The sequence below is a fragment of the Mucilaginibacter ximonensis genome, from assembly GCF_042686265.1.
In the GTDB taxonomy this organism is placed as follows: domain Bacteria; phylum Bacteroidota; class Bacteroidia; order Sphingobacteriales; family Sphingobacteriaceae; genus Mucilaginibacter; species Mucilaginibacter ximonensis.
Genome location: NZ_JBHUPD010000001.1, coordinates 1,458,524 through 1,473,171 on the forward strand (window position 1 = coordinate 1,458,524; position 14,648 = coordinate 1,473,171).

General features: G+C 45.1%; 12 protein-coding genes. 2 read left to right on the forward strand and 10 right to left on the reverse strand.

All coding sequences use genetic code 11. The annotated features are described in order from the left end of the window. The first annotated feature begins 224 nt into the window (after positions 1–224). Entirely contained in the window at positions 225–2,033 is a 1,809-nt protein-coding gene (gene topB, locus ACFS5N_RS06640; RefSeq protein WP_377183488.1) for a DNA topoisomerase III, read from the forward strand. On the opposite strand, the gene ACFS5N_RS06645 is transcribed toward topB, so the two are convergent. From ACFS5N_RS06645 to ACFS5N_RS06670, 6 genes are all read right to left on the reverse strand, one after another. Then, positions 2,030–3,238: an NAD(P)/FAD-dependent oxidoreductase gene (locus tag ACFS5N_RS06645; protein WP_377183490.1), complete on the reverse strand. Its 1,209-nt coding sequence runs from the start codon at positions 3,236–3,238 to the stop codon at positions 2,030–2,032. The genes topB and ACFS5N_RS06645 overlap by 4 nt on opposite strands. A gap of 163 nt (positions 3,239–3,401) precedes the next feature. After that, complete coding sequence (locus tag ACFS5N_RS06650) at positions 3,402–5,084, reverse strand: aromatic amino acid hydroxylase (RefSeq protein ID WP_377183491.1); 1,683 nt, start codon at positions 5,082–5,084, stop codon at positions 3,402–3,404. Beyond that, the gene (gene hppD, locus ACFS5N_RS06655) at positions 5,081–6,205 is read right to left on the reverse strand and encodes a 4-hydroxyphenylpyruvate dioxygenase (protein ID WP_377183493.1); all 1,125 of its coding nucleotides are present in this window, start codon (positions 6,203–6,205) and stop codon (positions 5,081–5,083) included. The genes ACFS5N_RS06650 and hppD overlap by 4 nt, the downstream gene beginning before the upstream one ends. Further along, entirely contained in the window at positions 6,202–7,359 is a 1,158-nt protein-coding gene (locus ACFS5N_RS06660) for a homogentisate 1,2-dioxygenase (protein ID WP_377183495.1), read from the reverse strand. The genes hppD and ACFS5N_RS06660 overlap by 4 nt, the downstream gene beginning before the upstream one ends. 4 nt (positions 7,360–7,363) lie before the next feature. After that, positions 7,364–7,981 carry a flavin reductase family protein gene (locus ACFS5N_RS06665; RefSeq protein WP_377183496.1) on the reverse strand — a complete coding sequence of 206 codons (618 nt, stop codon included), beginning with the start codon at positions 7,979–7,981 and terminating at the stop codon, positions 7,364–7,366. Next, on the reverse strand, positions 7,978–8,907 hold the full coding sequence (locus tag ACFS5N_RS06670; protein WP_377183497.1) for a fumarylacetoacetate hydrolase family protein: 930 nt from the start codon (positions 8,905–8,907) through the stop codon (positions 7,978–7,980). Before ACFS5N_RS06670 ends, ACFS5N_RS06665 begins: the two co-directional genes overlap by 4 nt. A 142-nt stretch (positions 8,908–9,049) precedes the next feature. Between ACFS5N_RS06670 and ACFS5N_RS06675 the strand changes: the two genes are divergently transcribed. Beyond that, the gene (locus ACFS5N_RS06675) at positions 9,050–9,517 is read left to right on the forward strand and encodes an Lrp/AsnC family transcriptional regulator (RefSeq protein WP_377183499.1); all 468 of its coding nucleotides are present in this window, start codon (positions 9,050–9,052) and stop codon (positions 9,515–9,517) included. Between the two features lie 69 nt (positions 9,518–9,586). On the opposite strand, the gene ACFS5N_RS06680 is transcribed toward ACFS5N_RS06675, so the two are convergent. The 4 genes from ACFS5N_RS06680 to ACFS5N_RS06695 form a co-directional block, all read right to left on the reverse strand. Further along, positions 9,587–11,860, reverse strand: coding sequence for a GH92 family glycosyl hydrolase (locus ACFS5N_RS06680; RefSeq protein WP_377183501.1), 2,274 nt, complete (start codon positions 11,858–11,860; stop codon positions 9,587–9,589). A 122-nt stretch (positions 11,861–11,982) separates the two neighbouring features. Next, entirely contained in the window at positions 11,983–12,813 is an 831-nt protein-coding gene (locus ACFS5N_RS06685; RefSeq protein ID WP_377183503.1) for a hypothetical protein, read from the reverse strand. Between the two features lie 96 nt (positions 12,814–12,909). Then, positions 12,910–13,830, reverse strand: coding sequence for a hypothetical protein (locus ACFS5N_RS06690; RefSeq protein ID WP_377183505.1), 921 nt, complete (start codon positions 13,828–13,830; stop codon positions 12,910–12,912). A gap of 53 nt (positions 13,831–13,883) precedes the next feature. Beyond that, a complete protein-coding gene (locus tag ACFS5N_RS06695; protein ID WP_377183507.1) occupies positions 13,884–14,576 on the reverse strand; it encodes a hypothetical protein in 693 nt (230 codons plus the stop codon). Positions 14,577–14,648: the final 72 nt, after the last annotated feature.

Consider the following 14,648-nt stretch of genomic DNA (forward strand, 5'->3'; position numbering starts at 1 on the left):
CTTTGAAACAGTAGCTTAACTTTAACTAAATCACTTCAATAATCTGAAAACAAATGACATATGCATTTTTAGGGTATTTTTCATTTTTGGAGTGAAACACTTTGATTTGAAACACTTTTTTGTTTGTTGAAAACTTTATATACCTATAAAAGGCATCAAACCAGTCAGCAGTTTTCCACACCGTTTGGCGGCTGTTGCCGTCTTTGTTAGCTTCGCTGTGTTTTATGAAAGTAATCATTGCAGAGAAACCATCAGTTGGGCGTGAAATAGCGCGCGTATTTGGCGCCAATACAAAAAAAGACGGCTACATCGAGGGTAAGGGTTATACCTTTACCTGGGCCTTTGGCCATTTACTGCAACTGGCAGCCCCGCAAGAGTACGGTTATTACGGCTGGAGCGTACAAAACCTGCCCATGCTACCGCCTAAATTTAAACTAGCTATCCGCAAGGTAAAATCAAAAGACGGGTTGATAGATGATCCGGGCGTTAAGAAACAACTTGATATCATTAAATCTCTTTTTGACGAAGCTACAGAGATCATTGTAGCGACCGACGCCGGGCGCGAGGGCGAGCTCATCTTCCGCTACATTTATTATTATTTGAAATGCAAAAAGCCGTTTAAACGCTTATGGATATCGTCACAAACTGACGAAGCCATTAAGGAAGGCTTTCGCAACCTTAAACCGGGTTCTGACTATGATACCTTATTTAATTCGGCACATTGCCGCTCACAATCCGACTGGCTGGTGGGTATGAATGCTACGCAAGCGCTCAGCCTGGCGTCGGGCAATAAGGGTGTGTTATCGTTGGGGCGCGTGCAAACCCCAACGCTGGCCATGATCTGCGCGCGATACCTCGAAAACCGGGACTTTAAACCCGAGACTTATTACCAGGTGGCCATCTTTCCGGATAAAGATGGTCAGAAATTTAAAGCTGTATCTGACAAAAACTTTAAAACCCGCGAGGAAGCTGAGGCGGTGCTTCAGGCCGTCACTGCGACTGCAAACGTAATTTCTGTTGAAGGCAAACCGCGTAAAGAGCCGCCACCGCTGTTGCACGACCTGAGCAGTTTGCAGCAGGAAGCAAATAAAAAGAAAGGCTTCACTGCCGATCAGACTTTAAGTTTGCTGCAAACTTTGTATGAGGGAAAATTGGTTACTTACCCCAGAACCGGCAGCCGGTATATTGGTGATGATGTATTTGCGCAAATTCCCTCATTGATCAGCGGCTTGCAACATCACCCCGATTTTGCTAAACAGGCTACGGTGCTTAACGGCGCCAAACTGAGCAAACGGAGCGTCAACGCTAAAAAAGTAACCGATCACCATGCTATTTTGCCTACCGGCGAAAAGCCCTGGCAATTATCTGCTGATCTGCAAACGGTTTATGACCTGGTGGCAGGCCGTATGCTGGAAGCTTTTCATAGCGATTGTATTAAGGACATCACCAAGATTACCTTACTATCGGGCACCAGGTTTAACGCCAGTGGTACAGTAATCAGAGAGGCCGGCTGGCGGGCTGTTTTTAATGACCCTGAAGAAGATAAAAAAGACGAGGATAATGCCGCTTTACCAAAGCTTACGCAAGGCGAAGACTTGCCGGTAGCCGATAAAACGCTTGTTGAAAAACAAACCAAGCCAAAGCCTTTATACAATGAGGCCACCTTACTTAAAGCTTTAGAAACAGCCGGTAAAGAAATTGAAGATGAAGAACTTAGAGAAGCTATGAAGGCGGGCGGATTGGGTACACCCGCCACCCGAGCAGCCATTATTGAAACCCTGTTAAGTCGCAAATACATCCTGCGCGAAAAGAAAAACCTGGTGCCTACGCCCACCGGGCTGGCAGTGTATGATGTAGTGAAAGGCCAGCGCATTGCCCAGGCTGAACTAGCGGGCAGCTGGGAAAAACGTTTAGAGGAGATAAGAAGCGGAGCCTCGGTGAGCTTATTTCAGGAAGAGATTAAAGCTTACACACGCGAAATTACACAGGAGCTATTACGTTCAGGCAAAGGCGTTGTGCTGCAAAGCGCCTAAATAATATCTGATAAATACTGATGTACCTGTGTAACAGCCATAGCGCCGTCACCAACAGCCGAAGCCACCCTTTTTACCGAGCCATAACGTACATCGCCGACAGCGAAAAACCCCGGCACACTGGTTTCCAGATGAAAGGGTAATCTGTCAGGCTGCCACTGCTCCCGGAACCCGTCATGCTTCAGCAGGTCATTGCCCGTAACCAGGTAACCTTTTTTACAGCGTAAAAGCGGGGTATTGATAGCCCAATCAGTATTGGGGTCGCCGCCAATACAAACAAAAAGCTTCCCGGTTTCCCTTAAGCTTTCATCGCCGGTTATATTGTGTTTAAGTTTTATCTGCTGAAGCTCACGATCGCCATCCATAGCGGTAACTTCGGTATGGTAAATAACCTCTATGTTTTTAACTGATTTGATACGCTTCACCAGGTAATCTGAAAGCGTTGATGAAAGATTGCCACGTCGCACCACAAGGTAAACTTTCCGCGCAAAACCCGAAAAGTAAATAGCGGCCTGGCCGGCCATGTTACCGCCACCCACTATGTAAATATCTTTGTCATAACATAAAGTGGCTTCGCTTGCTCCTGCCCCGTAATACAGCCCACGGTACAAAAAATGGTCTTCATTCGGCAATTCGAGCCGGGCGTACTCTACCCCGGTGGCACAGATATTTGCCTTTGAACGAATGACAGTTCCGTCCCTCAGTTCCACAATAATTCTATTCTCTTTGAAACAAACGCTAACACCCTCTTTTAATAAAAGTATCTCGGCGCCAAATTTCAGTGCTTGCTGGCGGGCGCGATCGGCCAGCTGTGCGCCGGCTATGCCCTCTGGGAATCCCAGGTAGTTCTCAATCATGGAACTGGTACCAGCCTGCCCGCCAATAGCGCTACGCTCAACCAGTATAGTTTTTAACCCTTCAGACGCCGCATATACCGCTGCGCTCAATCCAGCCGGCCCGGCGCCATAAATGGCCAGGTCATATTCATCATACCGTGGTTTAGCGAGCCACCCTAATTGGTTGGCAATATCTTGTAATGAAGGGTTTATCAGTCGCGTACCATCTTCAAACTCAACTTCTGGCGGCGCGTCCGAGCGGTCAAATGGGTTAGCAAGCTCATAGCCTACAACGCTGCGTTGCAAATAATCCCGTATGGTATACATCTCGGGAGAATCGGGGCAACCATAAAGTCTCAATTTTTTCATAAGCGATGAACAAAAGTCTCACAATTTAATAATTAGTGAACGCTTGTAAAAAAGTTAAGTAATAAAAAACATGCCTTGTAGCAAGGCGCAGCGTGAAAGTGCAGTACCGTCGGAAATGAACGTTAAAACAACGCAGTACCGTTATGCCGCTAAAAGGTTAATTTTATTGAAGCGATGCAGCCCTGATCAAAGCCAGACCATCATTAATTAATTTGGTAAACCTGGGATCCCGAGTTTTAGCGTTGAGGCAATTTTCAATCTGCGTATGCGAGCCAAGGAGTTCTAAAATTTCTAAAGCACAAAGCCAATCTTCAGGAAATTGCTCGTGCAGGCTTTGCCATATTTTTTCCAGGTTTGAAAAATCACGCTGTTCGCGTGCTTGTCTTACTTGCTGATATAAACTATGAAGCTGCTGCGTGAGGGCATCATAAACAGGGTGATAGGTGCTGGTTTTAGGCTTGTAAGCTATATCTTCAAAATTGTTTTTGTCGGCAGCACCGCTAAAAACCGAAACTATTGCTTCGCCAATTGCTAAATCATAATCTCCCCATTCCGGGCAGAAAAGAATATGGTCATTTGCATCAGTTACCGTGCAGTCATTAAAAGTAACCAGCATAGGTTTTCCGCCGTCATTATATAATATTTTAGCAAGCGTGCCTTCTACCCTGACACCATTTTCGTATAACCAGGATTGTCTGCCGGGCTCAACTTCACCGCTTATAAGCTTTCCAACCGGGCTGCTGTAACCATCAGGGTGCCGCGCTTTGCCATGCCCGTTGAGTTGCCTGTCATCTTGGGCAAGCGCTACGGGCCCTTTAAAACGCACAAACGATGGCTGGTCATTCCAGGTATAAAAATCAACTAATATACCTGAGATCTGCAAGCCTGAACTATATACTATCGTACAGGTTTGCTGGCTATCCATCGCTTTTTGCAAGCCGGCTAGCCCACCTGTGCGAAACGCCATCTGGTTGGCGAATTGTTCCAGCACGTCTATCAGATTTTGAAAATTGGGTGTAACAAACAGTTGCTGCTGCGGGCGGGTAATGTCGTATGTATAATTAACCGCTTCTGGCGTGTACCACAGTTTGAGTACGTCAGGCTTCATGCAGCTGGCACTTTCGCCGATTGATGACAGTAAACCCGCGCCATATATTTTAGGATCTTCCAGTGTGCCTATTAAGCCGTATTCTACTGTCCACCAATGCAAACGGCTCAACAGGGCCATTTCCGACGGTTCGCCCATGTTTTCCTGCCAGTAAGTTACCTGCTGCTCGGCAGCGCGCAATTCATCGGCATCAGGATTCGGCATTTCTTTAAGTATAGATAAAGCCCTGATGGCCTCGTACAGTTCATAATCCTGTGCCGAATACATGGCTTTAGCACCTATGGAGCCAAAATAACTCAAATAACGGTGATAGTCGGGTTCTGCAATAATAGGTGCATGGCCCGCCGATTCATGGATGATATCCGGAGCCGGTGTATAATCAATATGCTGTAGCTGTCTGATATCCGCAGCGATTACTAAAACCCGGTAAGCCTGGTACTCCATAAAAGCCGCCGGCGGGATAAAACCGTCTACCGTAACAGCCCCCCAGCCTATCTTTCCCAGGGCATCATTCATTTCCTGCAAACGGGGAATATGCTCGATACTTAGTCCGGCAGCCTTAAGACCGGGTATATACGGATAATAAGCAACATCTTTCAGGTTGGCATAATTTTGACGCATTACATACCGCCACACAGCCTGGTCAACAGGTGTATAATGTTCGTAATGCTGCTCAACAATGTATTGCCGCAAGTGCTGTGGCAACGCTGCTACCTGCGGATTGCCAAAGTCGTTCATAAATTGCCCCTGATTTCCTGTTCGCGCTCAATAGCCTCAAATAGTGCCTTAAAGTTTCCGGCGCCAAATGAACGGGCTCCTTTGCGTTGAATGATCTCAAAAAACAAAGTCGGCCTATCCTCTACCGGTTTGGTAAATAGCTGCAATAAATAGCCCTCATCGTCCCGGTCTACCAATATGCCCAATTCCTTTAACGGTTCAATATCCTCATCAATTTTCCCCACACGGGCCTCCAGCTCATCATAGTAACTTGACGGAACCTGTAAAAACTCTACCCCGCGGTTTTTCAAAGCAGTGACGGTAGCCACAATATCATGAGTAGCCAGCGCTAAATGCTGCACCCCTTCACCTTCGTAAAACTCGAGGTATTCCTCAATCTGCGATTTCCTTTTACCCTCCGCAGGTTCATTTATTGGAAATTTGACATAGCCGTTGCCGTTGCTCATTACCTTACTCATCAGCGCCGAATATTCGGTAGAGATCATTTTATCATCAAAGGTCAGGATATTTTTAAAACCCAACACATCTTCATAAAAATTAACCCAGCTATTCATCTTGTGCCATCCCACATTGCCCACACAGTGGTCTATATATAACAACCCTGCAGGTTCAGGCTGATAGCCGGTATTTAAGGCCTTGTAGCCCGGCAAAAAGGCGCCGTGATAATTTTTTCGTTCAATAAATAAATGGACGGTGTCGCCATAAAGCTTGATACCGCTGGTACGCACTTCGCCAAATTCGTCAGTAAACGTTTGGGGCTGCTGGTAAGGTATGGCACCGCGATTGGTAGTTTGCGTAAAAGCATCGTAGGCATCGTCCACCCAAAGGGCTAGCACTTTCACGCCGTCGCCATGTTTTTTGATATGTTCTGCAATAGGATGTTCGCTATGCAACGGTGTGGTAAGCATAAGGCGGATTTTTCCTTGCTGCAAAACATACGACGCACGGTCGCGTAAGCCGGTTTCGGGCCCGGCGTAGGCCAGATCCTGAAAGCCAAAGGCGGTTTTATAGAAATGCGCTGCCTGCTTGGCATTGCCAACGTAAAATTCTACATAGTCGGTACCATTTAATGGCAGAAAGTCTTGTACGGTTTGTGGTGATGTTATGGTCTGTGTGTTCATGGTTGCCAGCTTTTATAATAAGTAGGGTCTTCAATTTGTAAGGCGTAGTCGGTTAGCATCAATGGCCTGAATGGGTCTATCATAACCGCCAGTTCTTCGGTAGCCTCTTTACCGATGGATTTTTCCACCGCGCCGGGAGCAGGCCCGTGTGGTATACCTCCCGGATGCAGGGTAATTTGCCCTTTAACTACGCTTTTGCGGCTCATAAAATCGCCGTCCACGTAGTACAGTACCTCATCACTGTCCACATTACTATGGTTATAAGGTGCAGGTATAGCCAGCGGGTGATAATCAAACTTACGCGGCACAAAAGAGCAGATTACGAAATTATTACCTTCAAAGGTTTGATGTACAGGCGGCGGTTGATGTACCCGGCCGGTAATAGGTTCAAAATCGTGGATAGAAAATGCCCATGGGTAGTGGCAGCCATCCCATCCAATAAAGTCGAAAGGGTGAGTGCCATAAATATAGGGATACATTAACCCCTGTTTTTTTATCAGGATCTTGAAATCGCCTTCCGTATCGTGCGTTTCTAATTGTACAGGTTTGCGAATATCACGATCGCAATACGGAGCGTGTTCCATCAACTGCCCATAAGTGTTCAGATAACGTTTTGGCGGGCGAATAGGGCTAAAGCTTTCAACAATAAACAGACGGTTGTCTGCCCCATCAAACTCCAATTGATAAATAGTTCCTCGGGGGATAATCAGATAATCGCCATAGCTAAACTTAAGGTTTCCAAAACCCGTTTTAAGCGTACCGCTACCCTTGTGAACAAACACAACCTCATCGGCCTGGCTGTTCTTGTAAAAATAGTCGGTCATTGATTTGCGTGGCGCAGCCAACGAGATATGCAAGTCGTTATTTACCAAAACAGGTTTACGGCTTTGCAGGTAATCATCCTCAGGGGCGATATTGAAGCCAATGAGGCTGGTATGTTTTAAATGTTTTCCGCGGGCAATCTTAGGCTCCACCGAATAGGGTTCGCCCAGCTCTTTAACCAGTGTGGGCGGGTGTACATGATAAACCAGCGAGTAAAGGCTGGAAAAACCTTCAGTCGATACTAATTCTTCAGCATATAAACTACCGTCGGGCTTACGAAACTGCGTGTGCCTTTTGGCCGGAATTTTTCCTAAACTATAATAACTCGGCATAACTTTATGGTTTTGGAAGTTTGAATAAATTTTCAGGAGTAACACGGCAATACCAGTTGCCGCCCAAACGGGCTACCAGGTCAAAATTTTCCTGTATGGGCAAGCCCTGGCTGTCCAGCAGATTTTCTTTAAAATGAATCTGCTTAACTTCGGCCAATACCAGGTTACCTGCCCCCGGGCCTTTGCCCAAAGGCATGATATGTATAACCGAACATTCTAATTGGACCGGAGATTCAGCTACTCGGGGAGGCTTAACTTGCAACGAAGTCAATTCTGTAAGTCCGGTCTGTTTAAACTCATTTATACCTTTGGGGTAATCGGCACTGCATTGATTTACCTTATGCAGAATGTTATGATCAACTATATTAATTACACATTCGCGCACTTCGTATAGGTTTTCCAATGTGTGCTTGGTCGTGTTATCTTTAACCCTGCGGGATGGTGAAAAAACACATACAGGTGGGTTAGCACTAAACAGATTAAAGAAACTAAACGGACTAAGATTAACATTTCCGGCCTGGTCTATAGTCGAAACAAGAGCTATGGGACGTGGAGCAATAGCATGCTGCAAATAGTTTTGCAACTGCGGTGTATTCAGTTCGCTGGCGTCAAAACTTCTCATTTCTTCAAGTTTAAAATAGACCAATCAGAAGTTTCTGCCACTATGGTATTGCTTAAAGTGCCTAAGCCGGTAATAGTAAGTTCCACTAAATCGCCGGGCTGCAGCCATTGCGGCTCATAAGCCGGATCATTAAGTTTGCCGGTGCCATTAAGTTCAAGGAAACACCCGGTACCTACCGTACCGGAGCCAATTACATCGCCTGGAAAAAGGGTACATCCGTAAGAGGCGCGTTCAATCAATTCAGCGAAGGTCCAATCCATATCGGCCATATTGCCCTTAGAAACCGGTATGCCGTTAACATGACAGGTCATTTCCAATTGGTATGCGGCACCGGTATGTCCGGCTTTAGGGCTAATACGGTAGGGTTCTAATTCATCAGGGGTCACCAACCAGGGGCCAATGGCTGTCGCAAAATCTTTTCCCTTAGCAGGGCCCAGATTTAGCAACATTTCTTCCATCTGCAACGTACGTGCACTCAGATCGTTCATTATCGTGTAGCCTGCTATGTAGCCGTCGGCGTCATCTGCCTTGATATTACGTCCTTGTTTGCCAATAACTACAGCGATCTCCAACTCAAAATCCAACTGTTTAAAATGATCAGGCATACAGGCTATATTACCAGGCCCATAAACAGCCTGGTGGTTTGTAAAGTAAAACACCGGGTACTCATCAAACGCTGCTATCATATCCAGACCGCGGTTTCTTCGGGCTGTAGCAACATGTTGCCTGAAAGCGTACCCATCGCGACAGGACGTTGGTTTGGGTATAGGAGCCAGCAACGTATAATCATTAACCCGTTCCAGTGGCTCAAAGTCCCCACGTTTTATCACATCAATCAGCGTTTCGCCGTTTAAACGATATAAATTTCCTTCGACGATAATGCCGGGATATTCTATGTTATTTTTACTGTAGGTAACGAGTTTCATATCTGATTAAAATTCGGAATATATTGGCTATAAAAACACATATCGGCAAAAAATCAAATATTTATCCGATATTTATCAAATACATCCGGACATTATCCGACTTTGCATTTTTAGCAAACCTATTATTCGTACAAACAACGACATGCTTGAAAAACTTGACCAGACAGATATTCGTATCCTGCAGATTTTACAGGAAAACGCACGGCTAACTAATAAAGAAATTGGCGAGAAACTCTATAAAAGCGCCAGCACTATTAATGACCGCATACGCCGGATGCAGGAAAAAGGCTACATCAAAAAATATGTCGCCGTGCTAGACCCATCGATGATTGGGCGGGGACTTACGGCTTTTACCCACGTTAAATTAAAAGTTCATAGCAAGGAGCATATACTTCACTTTGAACAGGAGGTCATTAAATTTCAGGAGGTATTGGAGTGCTACCATATGTCAGGAGATTATGATTTTATTATCCGCATAGCCGTGCGCGATCTGGACGCTTATCATACTTTCCTGATGAACCATTTGTTTGACTCTATTGATATTGCATCTATACAGAGCACATTTGTCATGCGTGAGGCAAAAATGGTCATGCCATCTCCTATAGGTTAATTGTAAAAAGCAAAAGCCTCAGATCTTTTAGACCTGAGGCTTTTACCTATTCTTGTAATCAAGTTAAATTTACATAGGCATTGGCGCTGCCGATGGCGGCGGATTATTCGCGCCCCAGCTTTTGTTAGCAACCGGGCCCATAACCAATTCTAATACACCGCCGTTAGCAATATCGCTGTGTTTAAACCACGGCTGATTAAGCGGTTTGCCATTCAACTTCGCCGACTGGATGTATTTATTAGTGAATGAAGCATTTTGCGCTTTGATCTCAAAATACTTACCATTACCCAAATTCATTTTGACATAAGGGAAGCAAGGGCTGCCAATGTTATAGGTAGGCGAACCAGGAGTTACCGGGTAAAAACCCATCTCGCTGAATACCACGAATGCCGTCATGCCACCACCATCTTCATCGCCGGGGATACCCATCAAATCGTTACGATACCATTGGTCAAGCAATGAGCGGATGCGTTTTTGTGTGCGCCACGGAGCGCCAGCATAATTATAAAGGTAAGGAATATGAAAACCCGGCTCATTAGCCATCGAGAACATGCCTACGTTACCGGTATGGTCTGGCAGTTGAGCATAAAAATCCCAGCGCGAAGTTGGGTAGCCGGTGTTAAACATATCTTCAAGCGCGTCAACAAATTTTTGGTTTCCGCCAACCATTTTAACCAGATCGCCAATGTTATGTTGTACGTCCCAGCGATACTCATAGCCGTTGTTTTCGTCATAATATTGACGTGCGCCGGGGCCGCCATCCATACGGTAATCTAACGGCTCAATAAAATTACCGTCTTTATCTTTTGGGTGGAAGAAACCTGTTTTTGGGTTAAATACTTTACGATAATTATATGACGCTTTCAGATAATGGTTAGCATCATCAGTTTTACCCAAATCCTGCGCAATTTGCGATAAGCACCACTCATCAAACGAAGTACCCAGGGTAACTGCAATTGGCTGGCGTTTTTCCCAGTCGCTCACGTTTGGCACTGTTTCTTTTTCGCCTGGTTTTAAGGCCGGCAGATAACCATTCTTTTTGAAGAAATCATCTAACTCGCCCGAGGGTGCGTAAGACCATGGCAGTAACGATTTAGTTTCAATAGATGCTTTACAAGCAGCATAGGCGCGCTCCAGGTCAAAACCGCGTACACCTTTAGCATAAGCATCGGCAACGCTGGCAATACCGTGGTTTGAGTTCATGCAGTGTTGCTCGCCACTTACGCCGGGGAAAGTCGGGAACCAGCCTTTGCCGGTTTGCTCAGACATCAGGATATATGAGTTCAGGATATCGCTTTCACGTTGTTTGTCGATCAAGACGCGCAGCGGGTGCGCAGCGCGGTAAGTGTCCCATGTCCAGTCGTCTGTTGAGAACGGGTGGCCTTCGTCGCTATGAACTTTACCGTCAGAGGCGCTGAAATATTTACCGTCTTCGCTTATTACGATAGGGCGCTCATAAGTACGGTACAATGAAGTATAAAACACGGTAGTTTCTTTATCAGACGCGCCGCTTACAGCAATTTTACCCAAAGCCTCGTTCCAGATTTTGCGACCGGCTTCGGCAACAGCATTTACATCAAAGTTGTGTATCTCGCGATCTAAGTTCTTTTTTGCCTGCTCAACGCTGATGAATGAAATACCATAACGCATACCGATCTTTTTAGTACCGGCAGGATACGACACCACCAGCGAGGCCGACGGCGATCCGCTCCAGTCAACACCTCCACCACGTTTTGCAGTACCTACTTTTGAAGGCGCTACATCAGTTACAGCGTAAATGTAAACTGAAGTAGCATCGCCAAGCGACTGGTAACCGCTGATTACACTACCCGCAGCTTTAATTTCGCCGTGGTGGCAATTAAATACCAGATATGGTGCGCCCGGCTTATCAAACGTAATGCTGTAAACCGCACTTTGGTGTGACGGTGCAAAATCTGTAGCAATATTCGCTTCGTCTAAATATTCTTTGTAACGATAAGGGGTAACCTTTTCCTGGTCGTAGCTGAGCGTAACAGTTGGCCTGATACCACTCTCGTTCCCCTGATACGGGTAAAAATTAAAGCTTGATTCTTCTCGGTGGTGTGTAACGATCAACGGCAAGCCACCGATGCGGTTAGTAGTATAGTCGTGACGTACCGGGAACACGCGCATCATGCTGTTTGGCAAGTGCGTAGTTGGGTAAGTTGGCACCAGCATATGGCTGATGTTACCGATATTAGGATTGACAAAGTCGACCGGCTCTTTGGCGGGGGCTTTTTTTGGCTTAGGGCCATCGATTGCATACGAGGCCGAAAACATACCCACAACTCCTGCAAGAGCCAATAAGTGTTTAGCTTTCATCATTAAATAATGTTTTACAAATTGGTGTTTTGATTCAACGTAAAGAAACGAAAAATCCCCCAAAAACCAATTGTTACCTTATAAAATGGATAAGCTTTTTACTGATTTCATTCAGGCGAATCCGATTAGCGAAAATCTTGTATATTGATTACCGCTGTTGCATTTGCAAGTACCAACGCTTTGTGCGAATTATCGGTATAAACAAAACCGGTTGACGGATTTATTTCATAAAGATTACAACTAAAGGTTACTTTTACCTTAACACTATCGTGATAAAACGGTTGAGCCGCTTTATTTTCTACGCTTACTACTGTAAAACTATTTCCAGATTGTGAGCCATCGGTTGTATAGTTATTGCCTTTTTCATCCTGATATGAAATCTTTGCCACCTTTGCGTTAGCTGAAGCAGCTGTATATGGAAAATCACCTACGGCACCGGCAAAAAATGCACTAAAAGCTGTTTCGTCTGAAACATTGTTTACATTATAATTGAAGGTGCCTAACTCTATGCTTATCGATGCTGTATTAGGTAAAGTATTAGTTAACAGCCCACTGCGAGTGCCGTTTACTATACCCGTGTTCCCGTCAAAAGTCAGCGCACTTCCAGATCCCGGTAACCAGCCATTACCGTCAGCAGTTTCTTCCCAGTCTAACTGTTTCCCATCTAAAGTCGCTTTAAGATAATAAGCACCAGGAGTGTTTATTTCATTGTCAGTATTACCTGTCGAGCCGGTGGCTCCCGTGGTGCCAGTACTACCGGTTGAACCCGTAGCACCTGTACTTCCGGTAGCGCCAGTGCTCCCCGTAGAACCGGTAGCACCCGTGCTTCCTTTGGCGCCGGTCACTATGCCATTAATATAATTATTGGGGTCGCTAAAATCGGGTGCGTCTTTTTTACAAGACGATAGCAAAACTACTAATAGCGTGATAAGGAAAAGGTTGCTGTAAGCTTTCATAATAATATTAGTGCAAAGCTACCAAAAATAAACGTTCTAGACACATAACCGCCTTATATACTGCTAAAAAAGCAAGGCATCCGTAATTTTACGTTTTTAGTTAGATACCGTTGCTATGGTGTTTTTATAGAAAGATGTACGCGTAAGCTCGCCCCCATCGGTACTATTAAAAGCCGATAGATCTGCACCATAAGCATCTTTATTAGTACCTGTTTTATTATAATTAAACATAGTGGTAAACTTTCCATCGCCGCCTACCAAAATGCCCAAGCCGCCAAAACTGTTTATGTTGTCTATTTTATTGTCGTTATGTATAATTTGCGACTTGCCACCGGCATTCACTACAATGTAATTAGATCCATCAGCATTCATGACCGCGCTATCTCCGTCGCTATCGTTAACTACCAGCGCTTCGGCGCCTTTTGAATCAATAACTACTGATGTTTTGCCCGTAGTGATCATCACCTGGTAACTACCATCTCCCCTCATTATGGTAGCAATATTTGCTTTTCGTTCAAACTTAAAAGCAGTTCCGTAAACTGTCCTTATCTCTGATACGTTTTTATTATAATCAGCCATATACATAGGGTTATCATCCGCTGATTGGCTTGGAGCAGAAAGTTTATAGATGAATTTACTTACTCCTCCTGCTGCGTTTATGCTGATGGCATCGCCGCTATCATATATATTGGATATTGTACCATCAGGGTGCGTTATAACGGTGGTAGAGCCATTTCTGGCTATGCTTACGCGATACGTAGTTGTATCCCATTTATTATTTTCTTTTTTTGCGGCTTCGTTGCCGCTATTTAAACAATAACTTATGCGGGTAACGGCACCGTCCCTGTAAGATACACCCGCCTGGCCCATTGCGCCGGAATACTTGCTTGAAGTTATTCCTGAAACCTGGCTAACTACTGTTTTACTTGTATAAATAGGAAAATTAAGACCTTGCTGAGCCTTTACAAACGCAGTTGATGATAGAATTATGAAGACGGATGTGATGAAGTTTTTCATAAGCTTAGGTTTATAGCATAAATATAAAAAGTATTATCCTATAAACCTATACCTCAAGACCAAAAGCCTTTTACCTTAATTTGCTGGTGACCAATGTTTTTTAGCTGCCGCCTGATTTTGCTTACCAGACCATTATGTCCCGTTAGGTAAAAATGTGAATGACTTGCGCAATAACCTTGCTCATTTATCCAATCCTGTACCTCACCCACATTGCTCAATATTTGCACCGGCGATCTGAAATATTCGCTAAACAACTTGCGTTGGGTACGGTCGGGCAAAAATGCTGCGCCTGCAAACCGACTTACCGGCAAGGTTAATTGCTGTAAGGCCAACAGATGCGCCAGGCTGCTGGCATCGCCCATACCAACTACCAGGTCGGTAGCATGAGGCGTTTGGTGTGTTGTATCTATTTTAAAGTACTGTACCGCGTCGCCTGTATTTACCAGGCGGGCCCATTTACTACCGGGTCCGTCATGACCGACGTCTATAAGCAGTGAACAAGTCGATGTATCGGCATCCCAGCCAAAGGGTGTATAATCGCGATAAGTAAAGTCGGCTACTTTAAATTTGATGTAGGGTACAGCTTGCCATTGGTGCACATCAACCTCTGGCAAATGCAGGTCGATCTCCGTCATAGTACCGCCCTCCCAGGCACGCACTTCCAGCACATGGCCGGCATTCAGAAAGCGATTTTCGGTTAGGCGACTGGCAACGGCTTTGATTTTTTGTATAGTGGATGTTTCCATGTGAATAGATTTTTGATATCACAAAGAAACGTTGGTTTTTAGCTTAAAACAATTAAGTTATTATGGCAAAGA

What these genes read in the sequence shown, in the direction of transcription:
- ACFS5N_RS06645 (WP_377183490.1), bottom strand. Translation starts at nt 3,238, where the DNA reads ATGAAAAAATTGAGACTTTATGGTTGCCCCGATTCTCCCGAGATGTAT.
- ACFS5N_RS06665 (WP_377183496.1), bottom strand. Translation starts at nt 7,981, where the DNA reads ATGAGAAGTTTTGACGCCAGCGAACTGAATACACCGCAGTTGCAAAAC.
- ACFS5N_RS06685 (WP_377183503.1), bottom strand. Translation starts at nt 12,813, where the DNA reads ATGAAAGCTTACAGCAACCTTTTCCTTATCACGCTATTAGTAGTTTTG.
- ACFS5N_RS06695 (WP_377183507.1), bottom strand. Translation starts at nt 14,576, where the DNA reads ATGGAAACATCCACTATACAAAAAATCAAAGCCGTTGCCAGTCGCCTA.
- ACFS5N_RS06660 (WP_377183495.1), bottom strand. Translation starts at nt 7,359, where the DNA reads ATGCCGAGTTATTATAGTTTAGGAAAAATTCCGGCCAAAAGGCACACG.
- hppD (WP_377183493.1), bottom strand. Translation starts at nt 6,205, where the DNA reads ATGAACACACAGACCATAACATCACCACAAACCGTACAAGACTTTCTG.
- ACFS5N_RS06680 (WP_377183501.1), bottom strand. Translation starts at nt 11,860, where the DNA reads ATGATGAAAGCTAAACACTTATTGGCTCTTGCAGGAGTTGTGGGTATG.
- ACFS5N_RS06670 (WP_377183497.1), bottom strand. Translation starts at nt 8,907, where the DNA reads ATGAAACTCGTTACCTACAGTAAAAATAACATAGAATATCCCGGCATT.
- ACFS5N_RS06675 (WP_377183499.1), top strand. Translation starts at nt 9,050, where the DNA reads ATGCTTGAAAAACTTGACCAGACAGATATTCGTATCCTGCAGATTTTA.
- ACFS5N_RS06650 (WP_377183491.1), bottom strand. Translation starts at nt 5,084, where the DNA reads ATGAACGACTTTGGCAATCCGCAGGTAGCAGCGTTGCCACAGCACTTG.
- topB (WP_377183488.1), top strand. Translation starts at nt 225, where the DNA reads ATGAAAGTAATCATTGCAGAGAAACCATCAGTTGGGCGTGAAATAGCG.
- ACFS5N_RS06690 (WP_377183505.1), bottom strand. Translation starts at nt 13,830, where the DNA reads ATGAAAAACTTCATCACATCCGTCTTCATAATTCTATCATCAACTGCG.